Raw genomic sequence first — 21,207 nt, 5'->3', positions numbered from 1 at the left:
ATGCTGCTTTTTCTGGCTGATTTTCTGGCGCAGTACCAGAGCGCCTTCAACGTATTCAACTATCTGACCCTGCGCATGATCCTGGGCACCATGACGGCTCTGCTGCTCTGCCTGTGGCTGGGGCCGTGGATGATTCGGCGTCTGGTCGAACGCCAGATCGGTCAGGCAGTGCGCGATGACGGCCCTCAGTCGCATCTTTCCAAGGCGGGCACGCCGACCATGGGCGGGGCCATGATCCTGATGGCGATCGCCGTCAGTACGCTGCTATGGGCAGATCTTTCCAACCGCTTCGTGTGGATCGTGCTGGCGGTGACGCTGGGTTTCGGTGCGATCGGTTGGGTCGACGACTACCGCAAGGTGGTGGAGAAGAATCCCCGTGGCTTGCCGGCGCGCTGGAAGTATTTCTGGCAGTCGGTGATCGGCCTGGCGACGGCGCTGGTGCTCTATCTGACCGCCACCAGCGCAGTGGAAACCAGCCTGATCGTGCCGCTATTCAAGGATATCGTCATTCCGCTGGGCGTGTTCTACATCGTGCTCACCTACTTGGTGATCGTGGGCAGCTCCAACGCCGTCAACCTCACCGACGGTCTGGATGGTCTGGCCATCATGCCCACTGTCATGGTGGCCATGGGCCTGGCGATCTTCGCCTACGCCAGCGGCAATGCGGTATTTGCCAACTACCTTCAGATCCCGAGCATTGCCGGTGCCGGCGAGCTGGCCGTGTTCTGCGCCACCATTGCCGGCGCCGGGCTGGGCTTCCTGTGGTTCAACACCTATCCGGCCCAGGTGTTCATGGGCGATGTCGGGGCACTGGCTCTAGGTGCGGCTCTCGGCGTGGTGGCGGTCATCGTGCGTCAGGAGATCGTGCTGTTCATCATGGGCGGCATCTTCGTGCTCGAGACCATCTCGGTGATCCTGCAGGTGGGCTCCTACAAGCTGACCGGGCGTCGCATCTTCCGCATGGCACCGCTACACCACCATTATGAGCTCAAGGGCTGGCCGGAGCCGCGGGTCATCGTGCGCTTCTGGATCATCACCGTGGTGCTGGTTCTGGTCGGTCTGGCGACGCTCAAGATTCGCTGATTCGAATGCGCCCATCCTGTCGGGCGAGGAGAGTTGAATGCGCAAGGTGCCGAAGGGAGTGACGCTGGTGGTCGGGCTGGGCATCTCCGGCCGGGCCATCTGCCGGCACCTGGCCAGAGCGGGCGTGCCTTTCATGGTCGCCGATACCCGCGAAGCGCCGCCGGGGCTCGAAGATTTTCGTCGCGCGCACCCCCAGGCGGAGCTTCACTGTGGAGCATTCACGGCGCTCGACATGAGTGAAGCGGAGGAGATCGTGGTGAGTCCCGGCGTCGACCTGCGTACGCCGGGCCTGGCCGAGTGGGTGGGGCGTCGGCGCGATTCGGGGGAGCCGCTGGTGGTGGGCGAGATCGCCCTATTCGTACGCGCCGCGCGCGCGCCCATCGCTGCCATTACCGGCTCCAACGCCAAGTCCACCGTAACCACGCTGCTGGGGGAGATGGCCCAGGCTGCCGGTCGACGGGTGGCGGTAGGCGGCAACCTGGGCACGCCGGCGCTGGATCTGCTGGCCGAAGCCCCCGAGGCGGAGCTGTATGTGCTGGAACTGTCGAGCTTCCAGCTCGAGACGACTCCCCGGCTCGGCGCCGAGACGGCTGCTTTTCTCAATCTTTCTGAAGATCACCTGGATCGCCACGATGACATGGCGGGGTATCGTGAAGCCAAGCTCGGCATCTTCCGCGGCGCTCGTCATGCCGTGGTCAACGCCGAAGACCCCATGACCTGGCCCCTCGACCCGCTGCCCATGGAGCGCTTCACCACTCAGCCGCCGCGAGCGGGCGAGTGGGGTATCGCTCAACTGGACGGTCGCGACTGGCTGATGCATGGAGACACGGCGCTGATGGCGGCCGACGAGCTGGGGGTGGCGGGGCGGCACAACCAGGCCAATGCGCTGGCGGCGCTGGCCATGGGCACGCAGCTCGGCTTTTCGCTGGCGGCCATGTGTCGCGTGCTGCGCCAGTTCAAGGGCCTGCCTCATCGCAGCGAGCTGGTGGCCGAAGTGGACGGCGTGCGCTGGGTCAACGACTCCAAGGGAACCAACGTCGGCGCCACCCTGGCGGCCATCGCCGGGCTCGGTCCCACCCTGCCGGGACACCTGGTGCTGCTGGCCGGGGGGCAGGGCAAGGGGGCGGATTTTTCGCCACTGGCCGAGCCGCTGGCCCGCTACGCACGAGAAGCGATTCTGTTCGGTGCCGATGCCGATCGAATCGCCGTGGCATTGCAGGGCCGCGTGACCGTGACCCGGGTCGACGATCTGGCGGCGGCGATGGTCAGAGCAAGGGACATTGCCGAGCCGGGTGACTGCGTATTGCTCTCGCCGGCCTGTGCCAGCCTCGATCAGTTTTCCGGCTACCCGGCACGCGGAGAGGCGTTTCGCCGAGGCGTCGAGCGCTTCGTGAAGGAGGCGGGACATGTCGACTAAGACGAAGCAGGCGGGCAAGGTGAGGTTCGCTCGGCTACGGCGCCTGCGCGAGCGGCTGTCGACCCGCGATCAGCCGTTCGACGGCTGGCTGCTGTTTGCCGCCCTGGCCTTGATCCTGACCGGTTGGGTCATGGTCACCTCGGCGTCGACCGAAGTGGCGGCCAGCCTCACCGGCAACCCCTGGTACTTCAGCCAGCGCCATGCACTGTTCGTGCTGATGGCGCTGGGGGTGGGCGTGCTGACGCTGCGATCCCCGCTGGCCTGGTGGCGTGCCAACGGTCCGCTGCTGCTGCTGATCAGCATAGCCCTGCTGTTCCTGGTACTGCTGATCGGGCGTGAGGTCAACGGCAGCCGGCGCTGGCTGTCGATACCGCTGCTGCCTTTCAATCTACAGGTATCCGAGGTGGCCAAGCTGTGCCTGATCGTCTATCTGGCTGGCTATCTCGAGCGCTTCCTGCCGGAGGTCCGCCGTAGCTGGGGCGCCTTTCTGCGTCCGCTGCTGGTGATGGGCGTGATTGCCGTCCTGTTGATTCTCGAGCCCGATTACGGCGCGGTGGTGGTGATGACCGGCTGCGTGATGGGCATGCTGCTGCTGGCCGGCGCACCCTGGGGCCGCTTCGTGTTCATCCTGATCGGCGTCGGCGTGCTCGGATTCTACGTGGCCATTGCGGAGCCATACCGTCTGGCGCGACTGACCAGTTTCTCCGATCCCTGGGCCGACCAGTTCGCCAGCGGCTACCAGCTCACCCAGGCGCTGATCGCCTTCGGACGCGGGCACTGGCTGGGCATGGGGCTCGGCAACAGCGTACAGAAGCTGTTCTACCTGCCCGAAGCCCACACCGACTTCGTCTTTGCCGTGATCGCCGAAGAGCTGGGACTGTTTGGCGCCATCGCCGTGGTCGGGCTTTTTGCTCTGCTGATCTGGCGGTCGCTGGCGGTTGGCCGGCGGGCCGAGCTGGCCGGAATGGCCTTTGCCGCCTATGTCAGCTACGGCATCGCCTTGGTGATCGGCGCCCAGGCCTTCATCAACATCGCTGTGAGCACCGGCATGCTGCCTACCAAGGGCTTGACCCTGCCGCTGCTCAGCTACGGCGGCTCCAGCCTGCTGGTCAGCGCCGCCATGATGGCGCTGCTGCTGCGCGTCGACATTGACACCCGCCAGGCGCTGCGGCGGACAAGCCCGACCGCGCCACGGGAAACCGCCGGGCGTCGTGAACCCAGGATCCATGGACAGGGAGTCATGAAGTGACGCAAGTCAGGGAGCGAAGGGTGCTGATCATGGCGGGCGGCACCGGAGGCCATGTCATTCCGGCGCTTTCGCTGGCTCGTGGGCTGCAGGCCCAGGGAATGGAGGTGCACTGGCTGGGCAGTCCGCGAGGTATCGAGAATCGGCTGGTGCCGGCGGCCGAATTGCCGCTGCACCGCATTGCGGTGGCAGGTCTGCGCGGTAATGGCCTGGCCGGCTGGCTCAAGGCGCCTTTCAACCTGGTGCGCAGCGTCTGGCAGGCGACACGTATCATTCGCCGGCTCGAGCCGGCACTGGTGGTGGGCCTTGGCGGTTTCGCCAGCGGGCCCGGTGGGCTGGCGGCCTGGTTGCTGGGCCGCCCGCTGGTAATCCATGAACAGAACGCCGTGGCCGGGTTGACCAACCGAGCGCTGGCACGGCTGGCCCGCCGCGTCTACGCCGCCTTTCCCCAGGCCTTCGGTGCGCGGGGAGAGGTGGTCGGCAATCCGGTGCGCGAGGAGATCGCCGCTCTGGGCGAGTCGCCCCGCGAGGCGCAGACGATGCGCGGCCGCCGGCTGCGACTGTTGATTGTCGGCGGCTCGCTGGGAGCACTGCCGCTCAACCAGCGCCTGCCCGAGGCGCTTGCGGCACTGTCTGAAGCGAGCCGTCCCGAAGTGCGGCACCAGGCCGGCCGCGACAAGGATGCGGCGACCCGTGACGCCTATCTGGCGCAGGGGATCGAGGCGCAGGTGAGCGCTTTCATCGACGACATGGCGGCGGCCTACGACTGGGCCGATCTGGTCGTCTGTCGGGCCGGGGCGCTGACCGTGTCCGAGGTGGCCGCCGCGGCCAAGCCGGCCCTGTTCGTGCCGCTGCCCCATGCGGTGGACGACCACCAGACGGCCAATGCCCGCGCCCTGGTGGCGGCGGGTGCGGCGCAGTTGATGCCGCAACACGAGATGACGGCAGCGGCGCTGGCCAACAGCCTGGCGACGCTGCTAGACCCCGACACTCTTGCCACCATGGCCCGGCAGGCGCGCCGTTGCGCGCACCTCGATGCCGTAGAGCGCCTGGTGGCCGGTTGCATGGAGACAGCGCTTGAGCGATAGCACCTTGAGGCCGGTTCCCGGCCAGGCAACGCTGCCCCGCCACGGGCGGGGCCTGGGGATGCGCCGTATTCGGCACATCCATTTCGTGGGTATCGGCGGCGCCGGCATGTGCGGCATCGCCGAAGTGCTCGCCAACCAGGGCTACCAGGTCAGCGGCAGCGACCTGAAGGCCTCGACGGTGGTGGCCCGGCTGCGTGAGCGCGGCATTCGCGTGGCCATCGGCCATGCCGAGGGCAACGTGGCGGGCGCCGACGTGGTCGTCGTCTCCACCGCCGTGGATGCTTCGAACCCGGAGATTCGCTGGGCCCAGGAGCACCGCGTGCCGGTGGTGCGCCGGGCCGAGATGCTTGCCGAGCTGATGCGCTTTCGCCACGGTATCGCCGTGGCCGGTACGCACGGCAAGACCACGACCACCAGCCTGACCGCCACGCTGCTCGCTGAAGGCGGTCTCGACCCGACCTTCGTCATCGGCGGCAAGCTGACCAGCGCCGGTACCAATGCGCGCTTGGGTGAGGGCGATTATCTGGTGGCCGAGGCCGACGAATCCGATGCCTCGTTCCTGCACCTGCAGCCGATGGTCTCCATCGTCACCAATATCGATGCCGATCACATGAGCACCTACGGCGGCGACTTCGAGCGGCTCAAGGGTACCTTCATCGAGTTCCTGCACAACCTGCCGTTCTACGGGCTGGCCATCCTGTGCATCGACGACGAGCACGTGCGTGGCCTGCTCGACCGCGTTCATCGCCAGTTCGTCACCTATGGCTTCAGCGACGATGCCGACTACCGTGTCGTCGATTTCGTGCAGCAGGGTGGCGAGATTCGCTTCACCGCGCTACGACCCGATGGGCTGCCCCCCCTTGAGGTGCGGCTGGGCATGCCAGGGCGGCACAATGCGTTGAATGCGCTGGCGGCGATCGCCGTGGCTACCGATGCCGGCGTCGACGATGCCGCCATCCTGCGTGGCCTGGCCGGCTTTGCCGGCGTGGGCCGACGCTTCCAGGTCCACGGCCACTTTCCGCCCCCGTCCGGCACTGGCGAGGTCATGCTGGTTGACGACTACGGCCACCATCCCCGCGAAGTGGAGATGGTGATCAAGGCGGTGCGGGCCGGCTGGCCCCAGCGTCGGCTGGTGATGGTCTATCAGCCCCATCGCTACAGCCGTACCCGCGATCTATATGAGGATTTCGTCAGGGTGCTGGCGGGGGTCGACGTGCTGCTGCTGCTGGATGTCTACAGCGCCGGCGAAGCGCCCATTCCCGGCGCCGATGGCAAGACGTTGGCAGGCTCCATTCGTCAGCGCGGTCCGCTCGATCCGATCTTCGTGCAGCACAAGTCCGAGCTGCCGGCTCTGCTGGCGAGAGTGCTACGCGACGACGACATTTTGATCACTCAGGGCGCGGGTGACGTGGGCGGCATCGCCCTTGGGTTGGCCGAGAGCCGACTGAATCTCGACGAGGTGACACTATGAAGCTGACGCACGGACTCGGCCGGGTAGTGGTGCTGTTCGGCGGAAATTCCGCCGAACGTGAGGTATCGCTGAGGAGCGGAGCGGCAGTATTGGCGGCGCTCGAGCGTAGCGGTGTCGACGTCATCGGCTACGACCCCGCCGATGGCGGCCTGGTCGGCCTCGAGGCGCTGGCTCCCGACCGCGTGTTCATCGCCCTGCATGGGCGTGGAGGCGAGGACGGAACGCTCCAGGGCGCGCTGGAACTGCTGGGCATTCCCTACACCGGCAGCGGCGTACTGGCCTCGGCGCTGGGCATGGACAAGCAGCGCACCAAGCTAGTGTGGCAGGCCTTGGGGCTGCCCACGCCGGAATCGTTGATGTTGGCGGCCGACAGCAACTGGGAGGAGATCGTCGCCACCCTGGGGCTGCCGTTGATCGTCAAGCCGGTGCACGAGGGCTCGACCCTCGGCATCACCATCGTCGACAGCCGCGAGACTCTCGAGGCAGCTTACCGCGAGGCGGCCCGCTACGATGCCCGCGTCATGGCCGAGCGTTTCATCAGCGGTGAGGAATATACGGTATCACTGCTGGAAGAGCGCGTGCTGCCGGCCATCCGCGTCGAGGTGCCCAGCGGGTTCTACGACTACGAAGCCAAGTACAACTCGGATGACACCCGCTACCATCTTCCCTGCGGTCTCGATGCCGAACAGGAGGCGGCGCTGGGTGCACTCTGCCGTCAGGCCTTCGAAGCGGTTGGCGGCGAGGGGTGGGGTCGCGTCGACGTGATGCGCGACGCTCAGGGAAAATTCTGGCTGATCGAGGTCAACACCTCGCCGGGCATGACCGACCACAGCCTGGTGCCTCAAGCGGCCGCCCATGCGGGAATGGGCTTCGATGAACTGGTGCTGCGTATTCTGCGTACCACGCTGGAGTCGCGTCAGGCATGAGCAGCCGCGGCTCGACGTTAGGGGTATTGCTGCTGCTGATCCTGCTGGGAGCCGGCGGGCGCGCCCTGTGGACCTGGCTCGACCGCCCCATCGAGCGGGTGGCGATCCGCGGCGAATTGCAGCACGTCAGCGCCGATTATCTGCGCTCGCAGTTGGCGCCGCTGTTGCAAGGCCAGACCTGGCTTTCCGCCGACTTGCCAGCGTTGCGCCGTGCGGCACGCAACATTGATTGGCTGGCTGAGGTCAGACTATCGCGCGAGTGGCCCTATACGCTGGCGTTCGAGCTGGTCGAGCAGGTGCCGGTGGCGCGTTGGAACGATGATTATCTGCTCAATCCCGAGGGCGAACCCTTTGCCTTCGAACCGATAGAGCCGCCTGAAGGCCTTCCCGACCTGGCCGGTCCGGTGGGCAGCGGTGCCGAGGTGCTGGCCTATCACAATCGCTTGAGTTCGCGCTTCGAACAGATGGACATCACCATCTCGCAGTTGCGCCTGGAGCCGCGTGGTGCCTGGCGACTGCAGCTTGACGACGGTGTTTGGGTCATGCTGGGGCGGAGCGACCGGGAGGCGCGTCTGGCCAGGTTGGCCGCGGCATGGCAGCGTCAGTTGGGGCCGCATGCAGCGCATATTCGTTATATCGACTTGAGGTATCCGAACGGAGTTGCTGTGGCCTGGCATGGTGAAACCGACCCTCAGGATGAAGACGACGGGACCGGCTGACAGCTTTCTTCGACTTTCTAGCTCGTCTTGCAGCCGCTGCGGTGTTTTCTTTGGCGTGAATAACCCGTATCGTGAACAAGGTTTTTTGCAATGGACTGGTGGTTTAACGCCAGTTGTTTCTATAATGGGCGCAATGACCATTTATCAGAATTAATGGGATACCCAGCGGGTCAAGTTTCAGGAGACACTCCGGCACATGGCAGTCACTTCCAATTCATCCAACATGGTAGTCGGGCTGGATATCGGAACGTCCAAGGTAGTGGCCATCGTCGGACAGCCTACCGATGACGGCGGCATCGAGATCGCCGGCATTGGGTCGCACCCATCGCGCGGCATGAAAAAAGGCGTGGTAATCAACATCGAGTCGACGGTCCAGTCGATTCAGCGCGCCGTGGAAGAGGCCGAGTTGATGGCTGGGTGCGACATCCATTCGGTTTATGTCGGTGTGGCGGGCAGCCATATCAGCTCGATGAATTCCGACGGTGTGGTGGCGATTAAAGAGCGCGAAGTCATGCCCACCGACATCGAGCGCGTCATCGATTCTGCTCGTGCGCGAGCCATCTCCGAGGGGCAGCGTGTGCTGCATGTCCTGCCCCAAGAGTTCGCCATCGACACCCAGGGCGGTATTCGCGAGCCTTTGGGGATGTCGGGCGTCCGCCTCGAAGCACGCGTACATCTCGTTACGGCAGCGCTCAATGCCGTGCAGAACATCGATAAATGCGTGCGGCGCTGCGGCCTCGAAGTCGATGCCATCATCCTCGAACAGCTGGCATCCAGCATGGCCGTGCTGACCGAGGACGAGCGTGAGCTTGGTGTCTGCATGGTCGATATCGGTGGGGGTACCACCGACATCGCCGTTTTCACCGAAGGCGCCATTCGCCACACGGCGGTGATCCCCATAGCCGGCGACCAGGTGACCAACGACATTGCCATGGCACTGCGTACGCCGACCCAATATGCCGAAGAGATCAAGGTCAAGTACGCCTGCGCACTCACCCAACTCGCAGCCAGCGACGAAATGATCAAGGTGCCGAGCGTGGGCGATCGTCCTTCCCGCGATCTGTCGCGCCAGGCTCTGGCCGAAGTCGTCGAGCCGCGCTACGAAGAGCTGTTCACGCTGATTCGCGATGAACTGCGGCGCAGCGGCTACGAGGACCTGGTGGCGGCAGGCGTGGTACTCACCGGTGGCACGTCGCGCATGGAGGGGGTCGTCGAACTGGCCGAGGAGATTTTCCACATGCCGGTTCGCATCGCCTGCCCGCACAATGTGCGCGGTCTCTCCGATGTGGTGCGCAATCCGATTTATTCCACCGGTGTTGGTTTGCTACATTACGCCCTTCAGGAGGCTAGGCACGGGCATGGCCGCGAGGGCAGGGTGGTGGCTGCGCCACCCAGGCGTGATGACGTCTCTCAGCGTGGAGGATGGGAAGGGATTCCGGCGCTGGCAAAACTCAAGGGCTGGTTGAAAGGAAATTTCTGACAGGGCCGCGGCGCGGTCCAGGAGACGGGGCTTATGTTCGAACTGGTAGATAGCGCACCCTCGAGCAGTGCGGTCATCAAGGTCGTCGGCGTGGGCGGTGGCGGCGGTAACGCCGTCAATCACATGGTCGAGAGCAACATCGAAGGCGTCGAGTTCATCTGCGCCAATACGGACGCCCAGGCGCTCAAACGGGTAGCCGCCAAGACCGTGCTCCAGCTCGGCAACGAGATCACCAAGGGGCTGGGTGCCGGTGCCAATCCGGACGTCGGCCGTCAGGCGGCGATGGAGGATCGCGAGCGTATCGCCGAACTTCTCAACGGCGCCGACATGGTCTTCATCACCGCCGGCATGGGTGGAGGTACCGGTACCGGCGGCGCGCCGGTGGTGGCTCAGGTGGCCAAGGAGCTGGGTATTCTCACCGTGGCCGTGGTCACCCGCCCGTTCCCCTTCGAGGGGCCGAAGCGCATGCGCGTGGCGGAAGAGGGCATGAAGGAGCTCTCCGAGCACGTCGACTCGCTGATCACCATCCCCAACGAGAAGCTGCTCTCCGTGCTGGGCAAGAATGCCAGCCTGCTGACGGCTTTCAGCGCCGCCAACGACGTGCTGCTGGGTGCCGTGCAGGGGATCGCCGAACTGATCACCAGCCCCGGCATCATCAACGTCGACTTCGCCGACGTGCGTACCGTGATGTCGGAAATGGGCATGGCGATGATGGGTACCGGTGGCGCCACCGGCGAGAACCGTGCCCGTGAGGCCGCCGAGAAGGCCATCCGCAGCCCGCTGCTGGAGGACATCGATCTCCACGGCGCCCGCGGTATCCTGGTCAACATCACCGCCGGCCCGGATCTGTCGATCGGCGAGTTCAACGATGTCGGTGCCACGGTGCAGGAGTTCGCCTCTCAGGATGCCACCATCGTCGTGGGCACTTCCATCGACATGGACATGACCGACGAGCTGCGGGTCACCGTGGTGGCTGCCGGCCTCGAAGGCCGTCAGGTCAAGGCAGCAGCGGCACAGGCTGCCAAGCGCAACGAAGGCAGCGAGTATCGTCAGCGTGCGCAGCCAGCCATGCGTCAGCAGAGTGCCGTGGCCAAGGCTGAGCCCCAGGAGGCCGCCAAGCCGCAGCCGGAGCGGAGGCGCTCCCCTCAGGAACTGGACGATTACCTGGACATTCCGGCCTTCCTGCGTCGACAGGCCGATTGAGAAAAGCTATTGCAGGCTTAGGCAGGGCCAGGAGATGTTTTTTTGTTGAAACAATCGTTCGGTGTTATAGTGAACGGTGTTTGATAACCTAACAACGGCCTGGCTACTGCCCATGATCAGACAACGCACCCTGCAGAACACCATCCGCGCCACCGGCGTCGGCCTCCATTCAGGCAAGAAGGTCTACCTGACCTTGCGCCCTGCACCGGTAAACACGGGTATCGTGTTCGTGCGTACGGACCTGGATCCCGAGGTCCAGGTGCCGGCCAGTGCCACTCTGGTTACCGATACCACTCTGTGCACTGCGCTCTCGCGCGACGAGGTCAAGGTCGCTACCGTGGAGCATCTCATGTCGGCGCTGGCCGGCCTGGGCATCGACAACGCCTATGTCGATATCAGCGCTCCTGAAGTGCCGATCATGGACGGCAGTGCCGGTCCCTTCGTGTTCCTGATCCAGTCGGCCGGTATCGCCGAGCAGGAAGCGCCCAAGAAATTCATCCGCATCAAGCGTGAGGTGGTGGTCCAGGAGAACGGCAAGGAAGCGCGCTTCCTGCCGCACCAGGGCTTCAAGGTCTCCTTCGCCATCGAGTTCGATCATCCGGTCTTCGAGGATCAGAAGCAGACCGCGGTGGTGGACTTCTCCACGACCTCCTTCGTCAAGGAAGTCTCCCGGGCCAGGACCTTCGGCTTCATGCGCGATCTCGAATACCTGCGCTCCAACAATCTCGCCCTGGGTGGCAGCCTCGACAACGCCATCGTGGTCGACGACTACCGCATCGTGAACGAGGGTGGGCTGCGCTACGAGGACGAGTTCGTCAAGCACAAGGTGCTCGACGCCATCGGCGACCTCTACCTGCTGGGTTACAGCCTGATCGGCGAGTTCCGTGGCGTGAAGTCGGGCCACGCGCTGAACAACCAGCTGTGCCGCGCCCTGCTGGCTCAGCCCGATGCCTACGAGATCGTCACCTTCGAGAAGGAGCGCGAGCTGGCGCCCATCTCCTATGCACAGCCGGCCATGGCCTGATTCTCGGCCTTGCCGCGACCGCTCATGCCAACGGCGCCGCCTTCGGGCGGCGCCGTCGTTTTTCGGGCCAGCATCTCTCAGCTCAGGAACGTCTTTCAGCCCGGAGACGCCGTCACTTCAGAAACCAGCCCTTCATCGTGCCTGTGATCTGGCGCATGTCTGTCTCGGGCGTGACATAGGCGGGCATGGTGTAGAGCCAGCGTCCGAACGGACGCAGCCAGACCCCTTGGCGGCGGGCGAATGCTGCAACGCCCTGCAGCCGGCTGGCATCCTTCACCTCGATGACGGCGGTGGCGCCGAGCACGCGCACGTCGTCGACGTCGGGATGTCGGCGCAGTGCTTCGTCCTCCAGCAGCTCCTCGCGCAATATGCGATTGAGGTCGGCGATCTTGTCTAGGTAGCGCTCCTCCTCGAACACGGCGAGGCTCTCCAGGGCGACGCGGCAGGCCAGCGGGTTGCCCATGAAGGTGGGGCCGTGCATGAAGGCATGCAGCGGCGACTCGCCGACGAAGGCGCCGTGTACCCGCTCGGTAGCCAGGGTGGCCGCATGGCCCAGGTAGCCGCCGGTCAGGCCCTTGGAGAGCACCATGATGTCCGGCGTCACCCCGGCATGGTCGGCGGCAAACAGCTTGCCGGTGCGACCGAAGCCGGTGGCCACCTCGTCGAATACCAGCAGCACGTCGAACTCGTCGCACAGCTGCCGTGCGCCGCTCAAATAGAGCGGCGAGGTCATGTTGAGGCCGCCGGCGGCCTGCAGCAGCGGCTCCATCAGCAGCGCGGCGATCTCTCCATGGTGGCGTTCGAGTACGCCGCGCAGGGCGGCCAGATCCCTTGCCACCTCGTCGGGGGCGGCGTCGTAAGGGGCTTGCGGTGCGGGCGCGAAGTGGTGGCGGGGCAGGTAGCCGGAAAACAGGCTGTGCATGCCCTCCTCGGGATCACACACCGCCATGCAGCCGCTGGTATCGCCGTGGTAGGCCTTCATCAGCGACAGCATGCGGTGCTTTGCGGGCTTGCCGCGCAGGTGGTGATATTGCACGGCCATCTTCATCGCCACTTCCATCCCCACCGAGCCGCTGTCGGAGAAGAACACGTGTTCGAGCCCGGGCGGCGTGATCCTCACCAGCTCGCGGGCCAGCCTGTCGGCGGGCTCGTGGGTGAGCCCGCCCAGCATCACGTGGCACAGGCTATCCGCCTGCTCCTTGATGGCGGCCACCAGACGCGGATGCGAGTAGCCATGGATCATGCACCACCAGGAGCAGGTGGCGTCGAGCAGTGTCTCGCCGCCTTCGAGGAAGAAGCGCGGCCCCTCGCCGCCGACGACCTTGGGCGCGGCAGCCTGGGTGAGCAGATGGGCATAGGGATGCCAGACGGGGGAAGCCATCAGCGCCTCCGTGAAGGTTGGGCGGTAAGTTGAGCAGTGAGCTGACGCCTGAGCATGGAGCGGGCGCAGCGAATCGGCAGCGTCATGCGCGCCGTAACGGCAGCCACGTAGATTGCGGCGTACCTTGCCAGGGCAAAAACGGCAAGGACGAAAACGGCAAGGGTGAAAATGGCATATGTCACACGGCTTGAAGAGGGCGAGCCGAGATGGTGCGGATGGGGAGACTTGAACCCTCGTCTTTCCGCACTATTTTGTTGTTCCCAAACAGTAACTTGCATTATTAACGGTTCCTGAAATGGCCGTATGGGGACCAGTGTGGGGACTGGCTATAGGTCGAGCAGCTTCTCGACGGCCTGGTGAATGTCCGGTCCGTCGGCGTGGATCCACTTGCCGTAGCGCTGCTGGATCATCTGGATGCTGCTGTGCCCCACGTGGTCGGCGATCCAGTGAATGGGGACCAGGCCGGTGGAGAGCATCTGGCTGATGAAGGTATGCCGGGCGTTGCCCGGGCCTCGGTACCGCACGCCGGCGAGCCTGAGGTGAGCGCGCCAGAACTTCTCCCTGACTGCCTGGTCGCCGGAGAAGGGGCGCCCCTGGTCGTTGAGGAATACCGGCCGCACCTTGTGTTTGCGCTTGGTCCGGTTGTCCCGGTCGACGATCTCCACGGTGATGGGTGCCAGGTCGCCGGTGATCTTGTGCTGCTCGAGCAATGCTTCCCGTGCCGGCTTCAGCAGGCGATGCCGGCGGCTCGATCGCTTGGTCTTGGTTACCTTCCAGCCACCCTCTACCAGGGCATGCCGGTACCGCACCATGCCGGCCTCGAGGTCCTCGACATCCTCCCAGCACAGCGCGATGGCCTCGCTCAGGCGGGGACCGTCCCAGATCGCGTAGCGCATCAGGTTCATCGGCTGCGGCCGGTGGGTTGGGGTAGAGGAGATCTTCTCGATCTCGGACAGGGTGAACGGGTCGGGATCCTGAGCGTCCGGCAGCTTGACGATGATGCCGGCGGCCGGGTTGTAGGTTGCCTTCACGCTGGCAACGTAGAGCTCGAACACCTGGGAGAAGATGGCCACCACTTCCTTGATGGTCTTGCTGGCCAGGTAGTTTAGCTCGTCGGCGATCCACTCACGGATTTCGGTATGCTCGATGGTGTGGATCTGTCGGTGGCCCCACTTGGGCTCGAGGTGCTTGCGGGACTTGTTGCGGTAGCTGCGGATCGACGAGGCGGCTACCTCCCGCTCCTTGCTCTTGAGCCAGGCCTCGAGGTAGTGGCCGAAGGTGTTGCGGGCCACGCGCCGGCTGTTGGGGAAGTGCCGCGCGTAATCGAAGGTGCCGGCCGCTAGCTCGTAGTCGAGCACCTGGGCGAAGCCCTTGGCGCGCTCACGCATCTCGGGTGTGTCGGGTCCGAACGGTTCCCGGCACTTCTCGCCCTGGTACTGGAAATAGACGCGGAGCTTGCCGCGGTGAACTTCGAAGCCAGCCATATCGCCCTCGCAGCGGTAGAGGGCACAGTGTAAGGAAAAACACGAGTCAACACGATAGCACTTGAAAAGTTGACTGATCTTATACCGTTATCGCTCTATATGAGCGAACCGCCCGGAGTGGGGCGGTAATAAAAACAATGAGTTAGGTAGTGGGTTGGGTGCGGTACCGCCAGTTGATGTAGCGCTGGCGAATGCCCTCGAAAGTCTCGGCGGCCTGGGGATTGTGATCCAGCTCGGCGCGGCTCTCGATGCGGCAGGCCTGGCAGAGCCAGTCCCGGGCGTCGTCCTGGTTGTGCGTGCCGTCGGGCAGCTGGCTCTCGCTCAAGCCGTGCTTGTGCCGCCGGCGGCGGTCGAGGTAGAGCCGAAACGTCGGGTCCTGGCAGAGCATGGCCGCCCGGCGGGCGAGGCGTCCGCCTTTCGGCTGTTCGTTCACGCGGCACCTCCCGCGAAGATGTCTTGTTGCCGCTGGGCTTCAACAACGCGCGGCGAGAGCCACAAGCATTCCGTGCGCTTCACTGATCCCATGCGAGAAGAGCCCGATGTTGCCAGGGTGAGGCGCTGCCAGCCTGCTAGCCGCTCATCGTAGAGCCGGGACTCATAGCCGCTGAGGATCACGAAGCCCTGTAGCTGCTGAAGACCCTCAAGCAGCTCTCCGTGGTCTTCGACGGTCATTTCGTGACGATAGTACCGGCCGCTGCCATATGTGCGGGTTTCCGGGAGGTAGGGCGGGTCCACGTAATGCAGGGTCTCGAGTGAGTCGTACTGGGCTATGACATTCAGTGCCGGCCGATTCTCGATGACTACATCGCGCAGGCGATCGGTGAACGCGTCGATTGCCCCGGCGATACGATTCCAGGCCTTGGCCACGCCCAGATATGAGCCATCTGGCCGGCTGAAGGTGCGCATACCGGAGTTACCGCGCGTGGCGCCGGCCGAGCCGAACGATGCCCAGGCGCGAAACAGGGTGCGGCGGGCCTGCTCGACGGGATCCGACGTTGGCTCTTGCGAGAGGTCGAATTCGGCGCGGGCGTATGGCGTCAGGCGGCAGAGCTCTGCCAGACGCTCGGCCGTCGCCGGCTCTCGCAGCACACGGAATACATTGACGATCTCGCCATCGAGGTCGTTGTAGATCTCGGCCCGTACCGGCGCTTTCTGCATGAGGATGTTGGCAGCACCGCCGAATGGCTCGACGTAGACCTTATGAGCCGGGAAGCGGTCTATCACCCATTCGGCGATTCGCGACTTCCCACCGTGGTAGCGCATGACAGGTGGCATCGTGGTCATTCCTCACCTCCACGAATACGGCCAGCGGTGAAAGCATTGACGACGGGACACTCGGGGGCATGGAACTGGCCCGGCGTTGAGTTGCAGGCCTGGCAACCTTGCGCTTCCTTCTGGTCGCACTGCTCACTTGAAATGGTAGTCAGGGCGTCATGCGCATCTTTCAGGTGCTGGCCAGTCAGCGCGAAGCGTTCATCGCCCGACCCAGCTGACCAAAACCCCTCGAGAGCGCGCTCAAGGCGGCGCTCGTTGGCTTTTCGGGTGCCGTCCAGCCTGGGTTGCCTGAGCAGCCAGGCCTGCGCAAATGGGCGTAGGGCGTCCTTCATTGCTGCGTTCTCTATTTCGAGCTCCAGAACTCGCCCCTCTAACTCGTTAACCTCGCCCTGCAGCTGGGCCTCGAGGTTGCGCAGTCGGCTCGCTCGCTCATCGGCGCGTGCCAACCGCGCCTCGAGGTAATCGACGCGGGCAGCCAGGGCGGTCTGCTGAGCGGCCTGCAGCTGCTCGCGCAGCTGCAGGATCTCGTCACAGAGTTCGTCATAGGTCTTATTCACGTCTCACTCCTTCCCGCTCAGCGCCGCTGGGCGGCGCGCTGCTCTCGGATGCCCTGGCATTCGATGCACGTCGTTGCCCAGGGAGCGGCTTGCCGACGTGCGGCGGGGATCTCGTCGCCGCAGTCTTCGCAATCCGTCACGGCCGGGTCGTAACCGATCCAGGCGGGGCGGTTGGCCAGGGCGCCGGCGAGCCGGCGCTCCATCAGTTCGGTGGCTAAATCAGCGTTGTCAGCCATGGCTTAGGCTTCCTTGTTCATTGGGCGGGTATTCCAAAGGCGGCGTGCGGCTGCCTCGCCCGGGTCCCAGTCGTAACGCTCCTCGGCTTCGAGGTCGGCATCGTCTTCGGGGCAGGTGTCGGGGCCTCGCCCCTGGCACTGGTTGCAAATGACGGCGCAGCTGCCGAGGGTCATGCGCTCGACGAAGGTGTCGTCGCTGCCACAAAACGGGCAGGGCTTGAGGTCGGCGTTGTCAGCCATGACGGGCCTCTTGGATGGCTTGGCTGTCCTGGTACCGGCACTGGTGGGCCTCGAGCGCCTGGCGCAGCTCTTCTTCGGTGTTGAACGACACCACCATGGCGTAGCGGTGGCGGGTGGTGCCGGTGCGATCGCTGGCGACGGCGAGCTCGCCGGCGTCCTGCAGGATGCCGCGGGGCGGCCTGGTGTTCGTCTGTGTGGTGGCCATGATCATTCCTTTCCTCCGGTTTCGATGAGCCAGAAGCGGCGCATCAGCTTGTCGCCGTCGTCCAGGTACTCGTGGAGCTCCCGCCCGGTGTAGGCGGACCACTCGATCACGGTGAAGGCGGCGCGCTGCAGGTCGCGGTCGATCACGCGCAGGCGGGTGAGATCGAGCGGCCACTCGCCGCCGTTGTAGACGGCGAGCAGGATGCGCCGGCAGTGGTGGCTCTGGCCGGTGTGGCCGTTGGCCACTTCGACCAGGCGTTGCAGGGCGAAGGGGCCGCGCTGCTCGAGGTCCTCGAGGCGCTGCTCGGTGGCGGCCTCCTGGACGAGCATGGCTTCGAGGGCTTCGCGGTTGCGCTCGCTGAGGCGCTGGGTGAGGTTGGGCATACGGGTCTGCATGGCTCAGCCCTCCGCCTGACAGTCGCAAGTGCCACATAGGGCATATGTGAGTGGGCTGGGAGCGCCCTGGGGAGTGGCGTCGCCCTTGTTGACCCTGTACAGCTTTTTCCGGCTTTCGATGGATAGGGTTTCATCAAGTACTTGAAGTACCTTTCCCTCCTTGGTCGATATTCGAATAGAGCGACCGCGTTGGGTTGCAGTAACAAACGAGACCTTGTCACCTTCCCGAATCTGGCTCAGATCGGGACGACGCTTCTTTCCACAGGTGTTGCAGTCGTAATCACTCATAATCAGCTCCTTGCATGGTGCGGTGGTTGTGCGCGCCGGCTGCTGGGGTGCGGCAGGCGGGCGAGTTCGATGCCGAGCTTGGCGGCGATGTGGTCGAGCCCGGCGTCGGTGAATTCGGTGCGGCCGTAGTGGGTCCAGCCGGCAATGGGGTGCCGGTAGGTGCCGGTGGCGACGATCACCAGCTCCACGCGGCCGCGGTAGGGGCCGGCCGGCAGGTTGTCGGCGCCGAGCACGCCGGCCTCACGCAGGCGGCGGGCCAGGGTGTTGCGCCCCAGGTTGAACAGGGGCGCGGCTTGGTCGAGGGTGTAGGTGCGGTGGCTCATGGCGTCCTCTCCCTTCAGGCCTGGAAAACCCAACACTTCACGCTCGTGCCGCCCAGGCGGATCTGGCTGCGAACGGTGCGGTTGGCGTCGATGAACTTGCGGGTCTTGCTGGCACGCAGGTAGCGCTTCAACTCGCGCATCTCGGGCACGCGCAGCTTGTAGTCGGCACAGCGGCGCTCGAAGTCCTTGAGGTTGATGGCGATCTGCGCCGCGCCCTTGCCGTAGTGGTTGAGCAGCGGCTCCTCGGAGAGGCCTTCGAGGTAGTCGTAGGCCTCCCAGAAGTCCTGCACGAGCGGGTGGTCGGCGTTGATCGCCTGCTGCCGTTCGCGGGCCATCTGCTTCACGTAGCCGGCGGCCATCTCGATCACCTGTGCGTCGAACAGGCCGAGCCCCTCGGGGCCGAGGCAGTCGAGCAGGGCCATCAGTTGGCCGTGGCACTTGGCAATACGCAGCACCTTGATATCGGGGTCTTCGGCGAGGCGGTTGGCGTAGGCGCGGGCGTTGCGGGTGATCAGCTCGAGCAGAGCGGCTTCCCGCTGGGCGACGTCCAGGGCGAACTGACTGACGTGCTCGAGCTCGGTTTTCTCGAGCGCCTCGGCCAGCTCCTTGGTCTGGCGGTTCTGGCCCTCGCGGGTGAACATTAGGTGGCAAATACGGGTCTGGATCGCCTCGCCGGCCTGAACCGGGGCGTTCTGGCTGATGACGATGGAGCCGCGGAAGGGCGGTTCGTAGGTGTCGTTGCCGCTGTTCTTCACGCCCCGGGCGCGGATCGAGCGGCCGTTGAAGGCGGTCTTGAGCTCGTCCCAGTCGAACTGCTTCTGCTTGGTACCGCCTTCCTGCTCGCGGTCGGACTCGATCAGCACCACCGGCAGGTTGCTCACCTGGGCGAAGTTGCGGCTGCGCGCCGGCATGGTCGCCTTGCTGGGGTCGAAGCCCTCGTAGTCGCGACGGCCGACCAGCTTCCAGAGGAACTCGATCAGCGTGGACTTGCCCGCGCCGGCCTCGCCGACGATCTCGAGGAACGGGAAGCTGCCCATCTCGCTGCGGATCTGCTCGGCGAGCAGGCTGCCCAGCCAATAGGCGGTGGCCACCACGCCACGCAGGCCGAACGCTCCGTAGAGCTGGCCGGTCCAGTCGGTGCGGTAGGCCTTGCGGTCGGCGTTGATATGCAGGGTGACGGACTGGCTCAGGGTCTTGAGCTGCTTACGCGGGCCCAGCTCGAAGAAGTCTTCGCTGTTGATCTTGTGCAGCTTGCCGCCGGCCACGGCAAGGTCGCCGAACACGTAGGCGCCGTGCTCCTTGCTGTAGCCGATGAAATCGATGGTCTCGACCGTCTTGATGTTGCCGATCTGGTCCTGCAGCAGGGTATCCAACTGCTGGCTGGTACCGGTCCACACCGCGCCGGGGGCCACGCCCAGCAGGCGCTTCTTGAATTCCGAGGCGCTGGCCAGCTGGCCACCGCTGAAGGTGTTCTTCACCGGCGGCTGGCCGCCGGGAAACTCGACGCGGTAGTAGTACCAGCTCTCGTCGGTGACGCTGTTGGCCTGGTAGTAGAGCGCCGTGGGGTAGCAGGTACAGATCCGCTTCACGCTGCCGGCCTGCTCAAGGGCGGCATCGCGAATGGCCGGATCGATCTGCATCTGGTCGCCGCCGTCGGCGCCCTCGGCACGCACGGCGCGATCGTAGGCGTCCACGTCGAGCTTCCACCACCACAGCTGTCGCTTGAACTCGAACCAGCACTCACGGCGCTCGGTGCGGCGGTAGATGATCAGCGCCTTGGCCATGGCCGAAGGGGCGAGCAGCAGGTCGCCGTGGTAGCGGTAGGTCTCGAGATGCTTCTCGGTGAGCTCGCCGCGCTGGTGGCAGTCGTTCCAGTCGTGGCGGCCACCGCCGGGGATCTGCGCGGCCTTGCACTCCCAGCCGGCGGCGCGGGCGCGCTTCACGTGCTTTTCGGTGGCGTTCTGGCCGGCGCGGTTGCCGTCCAGCGCCCACACCAGGGTGGGGCGCGCGGTACCGGCCTTGTGGGCGGCATCGGCCAGCTGCTCGAGGGCGTTCTCGGGGTAGTTGGCGCAGCTCATCGCCGAGACGGCGGCGATGCCGTGGTGGTAGAGCGCGATGGCATCGAAGATGCCCTCGACGATCCACACATCGCCGGCCTCGACCAGGTCCTCGAGGGAGAGCGCCGGCGGGCACCACCACTGGCCCTTGTAGCGGCCGACGAAGTTGGCCTTCTGCTTGCCGAAGCGCTCGGGCTTGTCGAGCAGACGCTCCCAGTAGGCGCCGCCGGGCAGTGTGAAGCGCACGGTGGCGGTACCGCCCACGTCCTGACGCCAGTAGCTCTCCTGGGTATACCAGCCCTGGATGCGCTCGAGCTCGAAGCCGCGGCCGTCGCGCAGGTAGCCATCGGCGACCGGGGTGAGGCTGGTGGGCTTCTCGCGTGACTCTTCTCCAGGGCGGGGCGCGTAGCGCTCGCTCCACGACTCGAACAGTTCCGGGAACAGGCTCTTCACATGGGCCTGCTCGCCGCAGTGGTTCTCACGGCCGCACTTCAGCATCCACGGCTCGTCGGCCTTGATGAACGCCTCGCGCTCGCCGCAGCCCGGGCAGCGCACCTTTTGCAGGTACGGCCCGCGCTCCTGGGCGTCGAAATCGCGCAGCAGGCGCGCGAGGATGTCTTGGCGCAGCGATGAATTCACGCTGAGCCTCCTATGCCATGACGTGGAAGAGAGGGTTACTGCTGGATGACGATCGGCGTGCGGGTGGTGCTGTTCACCACGCGTGCCTTGCCTTCTTCACGAGCGCGAGAGAGCACGTGCATCAGGTCTTCGGCGGTGAAGGCCACGGGGCGACCGCCGGCAGTGCGCATGACCACCAGGTGGGCCGTGGTGGCATCGACGTCGATGTGGGCCAGCTGGTTGACGCTCGAGGTTTCGGCGTAGGCCTGCAGCGCCTGGATTTCGGCGACGTGCTCGGGGAGCTCCAGCTCGCTCATCAGATACACCGTCAGCTCCTCGATGGCGGTAACGCGGTCGAGCTGATGGCCGCAGCGGAACATCCAGCCGATGGCGAGGTTCTGCGGGTCCAGCTGGTGGACCACGGCGCGGGACTGGGCGGCGGCGGTGATGGGCGTGATCTTGGTCATGGTGATGTTGCTCCTGCGTACCGT

Annotated in this window: 23 protein-coding genes; 10 read left to right on the top strand and 13 right to left on the bottom strand. The window is 65.2% G+C overall.

Annotation, left to right across the window (positions count from 1 at the left end; genetic code table 11):
- From mraY to lpxC, 10 genes are all read left to right on the top strand, one after another.
- Nucleotides 1-1,083 (top strand): phospho-N-acetylmuramoyl-pentapeptide-transferase, encoded by a 1,083-nt coding sequence (gene mraY / locus HOP53_RS06980; RefSeq protein WP_234269329.1) that lies wholly within the window; start codon nucleotides 1-3, stop codon nucleotides 1,081-1,083.
- A gap of 37 nt (nucleotides 1,084-1,120) precedes the next feature.
- The gene (murD, locus tag HOP53_RS06975) at nucleotides 1,121-2,500 is read left to right on the top strand and encodes a UDP-N-acetylmuramoyl-L-alanine--D-glutamate ligase (protein WP_234269328.1); all 1,380 of its coding nucleotides are present in this window, start codon (nucleotides 1,121-1,123) and stop codon (nucleotides 2,498-2,500) included.
- A complete protein-coding gene (ftsW, locus tag HOP53_RS06970) occupies nucleotides 2,490-3,749 on the top strand; it encodes a putative lipid II flippase FtsW (protein ID WP_234269327.1) in 1,260 nt (419 codons plus the stop codon). The genes murD and ftsW overlap by 11 nt, the downstream gene beginning before the upstream one ends.
- A gap of 29 nt (nucleotides 3,750-3,778) precedes the next feature.
- Nucleotides 3,779-4,834, top strand: a complete 1,056-nt coding sequence (gene murG / locus HOP53_RS06965) for an undecaprenyldiphospho-muramoylpentapeptide beta-N-acetylglucosaminyltransferase (RefSeq protein WP_234269707.1) — start codon at nucleotides 3,779-3,781, stop codon at nucleotides 4,832-4,834.
- 58 nt (nucleotides 4,835-4,892) lie between these two features.
- Nucleotides 4,893-6,305, top strand: coding sequence for a UDP-N-acetylmuramate--L-alanine ligase (gene murC, locus HOP53_RS06960; RefSeq protein ID WP_234269706.1), 1,413 nt, complete (start codon nucleotides 4,893-4,895; stop codon nucleotides 6,303-6,305).
- Complete coding sequence (locus tag HOP53_RS06955) at nucleotides 6,302-7,231, top strand: D-alanine--D-alanine ligase (RefSeq protein WP_234269326.1); 930 nt, start codon at nucleotides 6,302-6,304, stop codon at nucleotides 7,229-7,231. The genes murC and HOP53_RS06955 overlap by 4 nt, the downstream gene beginning before the upstream one ends.
- A complete protein-coding gene (locus tag HOP53_RS06950) occupies nucleotides 7,228-7,950 on the top strand; it encodes a cell division protein FtsQ/DivIB (protein WP_234269325.1) in 723 nt (240 codons plus the stop codon). Before HOP53_RS06955 ends, HOP53_RS06950 begins: the two co-directional genes overlap by 4 nt.
- A gap of 196 nt (nucleotides 7,951-8,146) precedes the next feature.
- Nucleotides 8,147-9,430 (top strand): cell division protein FtsA, encoded by a 1,284-nt coding sequence (gene ftsA / locus HOP53_RS06945; protein ID WP_086509815.1) that lies wholly within the window; start codon nucleotides 8,147-8,149, stop codon nucleotides 9,428-9,430.
- A 33-nt stretch (nucleotides 9,431-9,463) separates the two neighbouring features.
- Nucleotides 9,464-10,633 (top strand): cell division protein FtsZ, encoded by a 1,170-nt coding sequence (gene ftsZ / locus HOP53_RS06940; RefSeq protein ID WP_234259799.1) that lies wholly within the window; start codon nucleotides 9,464-9,466, stop codon nucleotides 10,631-10,633.
- Nucleotides 10,634-10,745: 112 nt separating this feature from the next.
- Nucleotides 10,746-11,657 (top strand): UDP-3-O-acyl-N-acetylglucosamine deacetylase, encoded by a 912-nt coding sequence (gene lpxC / locus HOP53_RS06935; RefSeq protein ID WP_010629136.1) that lies wholly within the window; start codon nucleotides 10,746-10,748, stop codon nucleotides 11,655-11,657.
- 112 nt (nucleotides 11,658-11,769) lie between these two features.
- Here lpxC and bioA read toward each other — a convergent pair whose 3' ends face one another.
- From bioA to HOP53_RS06870, 13 genes are all read right to left on the bottom strand, one after another.
- Nucleotides 11,770-13,038, bottom strand: a complete 1,269-nt coding sequence (gene bioA, locus HOP53_RS06930) for an adenosylmethionine--8-amino-7-oxononanoate transaminase (RefSeq protein ID WP_234269324.1) — start codon at nucleotides 13,036-13,038, stop codon at nucleotides 11,770-11,772.
- 326 nt (nucleotides 13,039-13,364) lie between these two features.
- Nucleotides 13,365-14,522, bottom strand: coding sequence for an Arm DNA-binding domain-containing protein (locus tag HOP53_RS06925; RefSeq protein ID WP_234269323.1), 1,158 nt, complete (start codon nucleotides 14,520-14,522; stop codon nucleotides 13,365-13,367).
- A 142-nt stretch (nucleotides 14,523-14,664) separates the two neighbouring features.
- Nucleotides 14,665-14,955 (bottom strand): hypothetical protein, encoded by a 291-nt coding sequence (locus HOP53_RS06920; RefSeq protein ID WP_234269322.1) that lies wholly within the window; start codon nucleotides 14,953-14,955, stop codon nucleotides 14,665-14,667.
- The gene (locus tag HOP53_RS06915) at nucleotides 14,952-15,806 is read right to left on the bottom strand and encodes a DNA adenine methylase (protein WP_234269321.1); all 855 of its coding nucleotides are present in this window, start codon (nucleotides 15,804-15,806) and stop codon (nucleotides 14,952-14,954) included. The genes HOP53_RS06920 and HOP53_RS06915 overlap by 4 nt, the downstream gene beginning before the upstream one ends.
- Entirely contained in the window at nucleotides 15,803-16,354 is a 552-nt protein-coding gene (locus tag HOP53_RS06910) for a hypothetical protein (RefSeq protein ID WP_234269320.1), read from the bottom strand. Before HOP53_RS06910 ends, HOP53_RS06915 begins: the two co-directional genes overlap by 4 nt.
- Nucleotides 16,355-16,371: 17 nt before the next feature.
- Complete coding sequence (locus tag HOP53_RS06905) at nucleotides 16,372-16,590, bottom strand: TraR/DksA family transcriptional regulator (protein ID WP_234269319.1); 219 nt, start codon at nucleotides 16,588-16,590, stop codon at nucleotides 16,372-16,374.
- A gap of 3 nt (nucleotides 16,591-16,593) precedes the next feature.
- Nucleotides 16,594-16,830: a Lar family restriction alleviation protein gene (locus HOP53_RS06900; RefSeq protein WP_234269318.1), complete on the bottom strand. Its 237-nt coding sequence runs from the start codon at nucleotides 16,828-16,830 to the stop codon at nucleotides 16,594-16,596.
- Nucleotides 16,823-17,035: a hypothetical protein gene (locus HOP53_RS06895; RefSeq protein WP_234269317.1), complete on the bottom strand. Its 213-nt coding sequence runs from the start codon at nucleotides 17,033-17,035 to the stop codon at nucleotides 16,823-16,825. The genes HOP53_RS06900 and HOP53_RS06895 overlap by 8 nt, the downstream gene beginning before the upstream one ends.
- Before the next feature lie 2 nt (nucleotides 17,036-17,037).
- On the bottom strand, nucleotides 17,038-17,430 hold the full coding sequence (locus tag HOP53_RS06890) for a DUF7673 family protein (RefSeq protein WP_234269316.1): 393 nt from the start codon (nucleotides 17,428-17,430) through the stop codon (nucleotides 17,038-17,040).
- 3 nt (nucleotides 17,431-17,433) lie between these two features.
- The gene (locus HOP53_RS06885) at nucleotides 17,434-17,718 is read right to left on the bottom strand and encodes a hypothetical protein (RefSeq protein ID WP_234253145.1); all 285 of its coding nucleotides are present in this window, start codon (nucleotides 17,716-17,718) and stop codon (nucleotides 17,434-17,436) included.
- 2 nt (nucleotides 17,719-17,720) lie between these two features.
- Nucleotides 17,721-18,041, bottom strand: a complete 321-nt coding sequence (locus HOP53_RS06880; protein ID WP_234269315.1) for a phage antirepressor KilAC domain-containing protein — start codon at nucleotides 18,039-18,041, stop codon at nucleotides 17,721-17,723.
- A gap of 14 nt (nucleotides 18,042-18,055) precedes the next feature.
- A complete protein-coding gene (locus HOP53_RS06875; protein WP_234269314.1) occupies nucleotides 18,056-20,737 on the bottom strand; it encodes a toprim domain-containing protein in 2,682 nt (893 codons plus the stop codon).
- A 35-nt stretch (nucleotides 20,738-20,772) separates the two neighbouring features.
- The gene (locus HOP53_RS06870; protein ID WP_234269313.1) at nucleotides 20,773-21,183 is read right to left on the bottom strand and encodes a hypothetical protein; all 411 of its coding nucleotides are present in this window, start codon (nucleotides 21,181-21,183) and stop codon (nucleotides 20,773-20,775) included.
- Between the last annotated feature and the right edge of the window lie 24 nt (nucleotides 21,184-21,207).

Source organism: Billgrantia ethanolica (assembly GCF_021404305.1).
Lineage (GTDB): Bacteria > Pseudomonadota > Gammaproteobacteria > Pseudomonadales > Halomonadaceae > Halomonas > Halomonas ethanolica.
The sequence above is the reverse complement of the archived record's forward strand: the minus strand, read 5'-3'. Positions and strand labels throughout refer to the sequence as shown.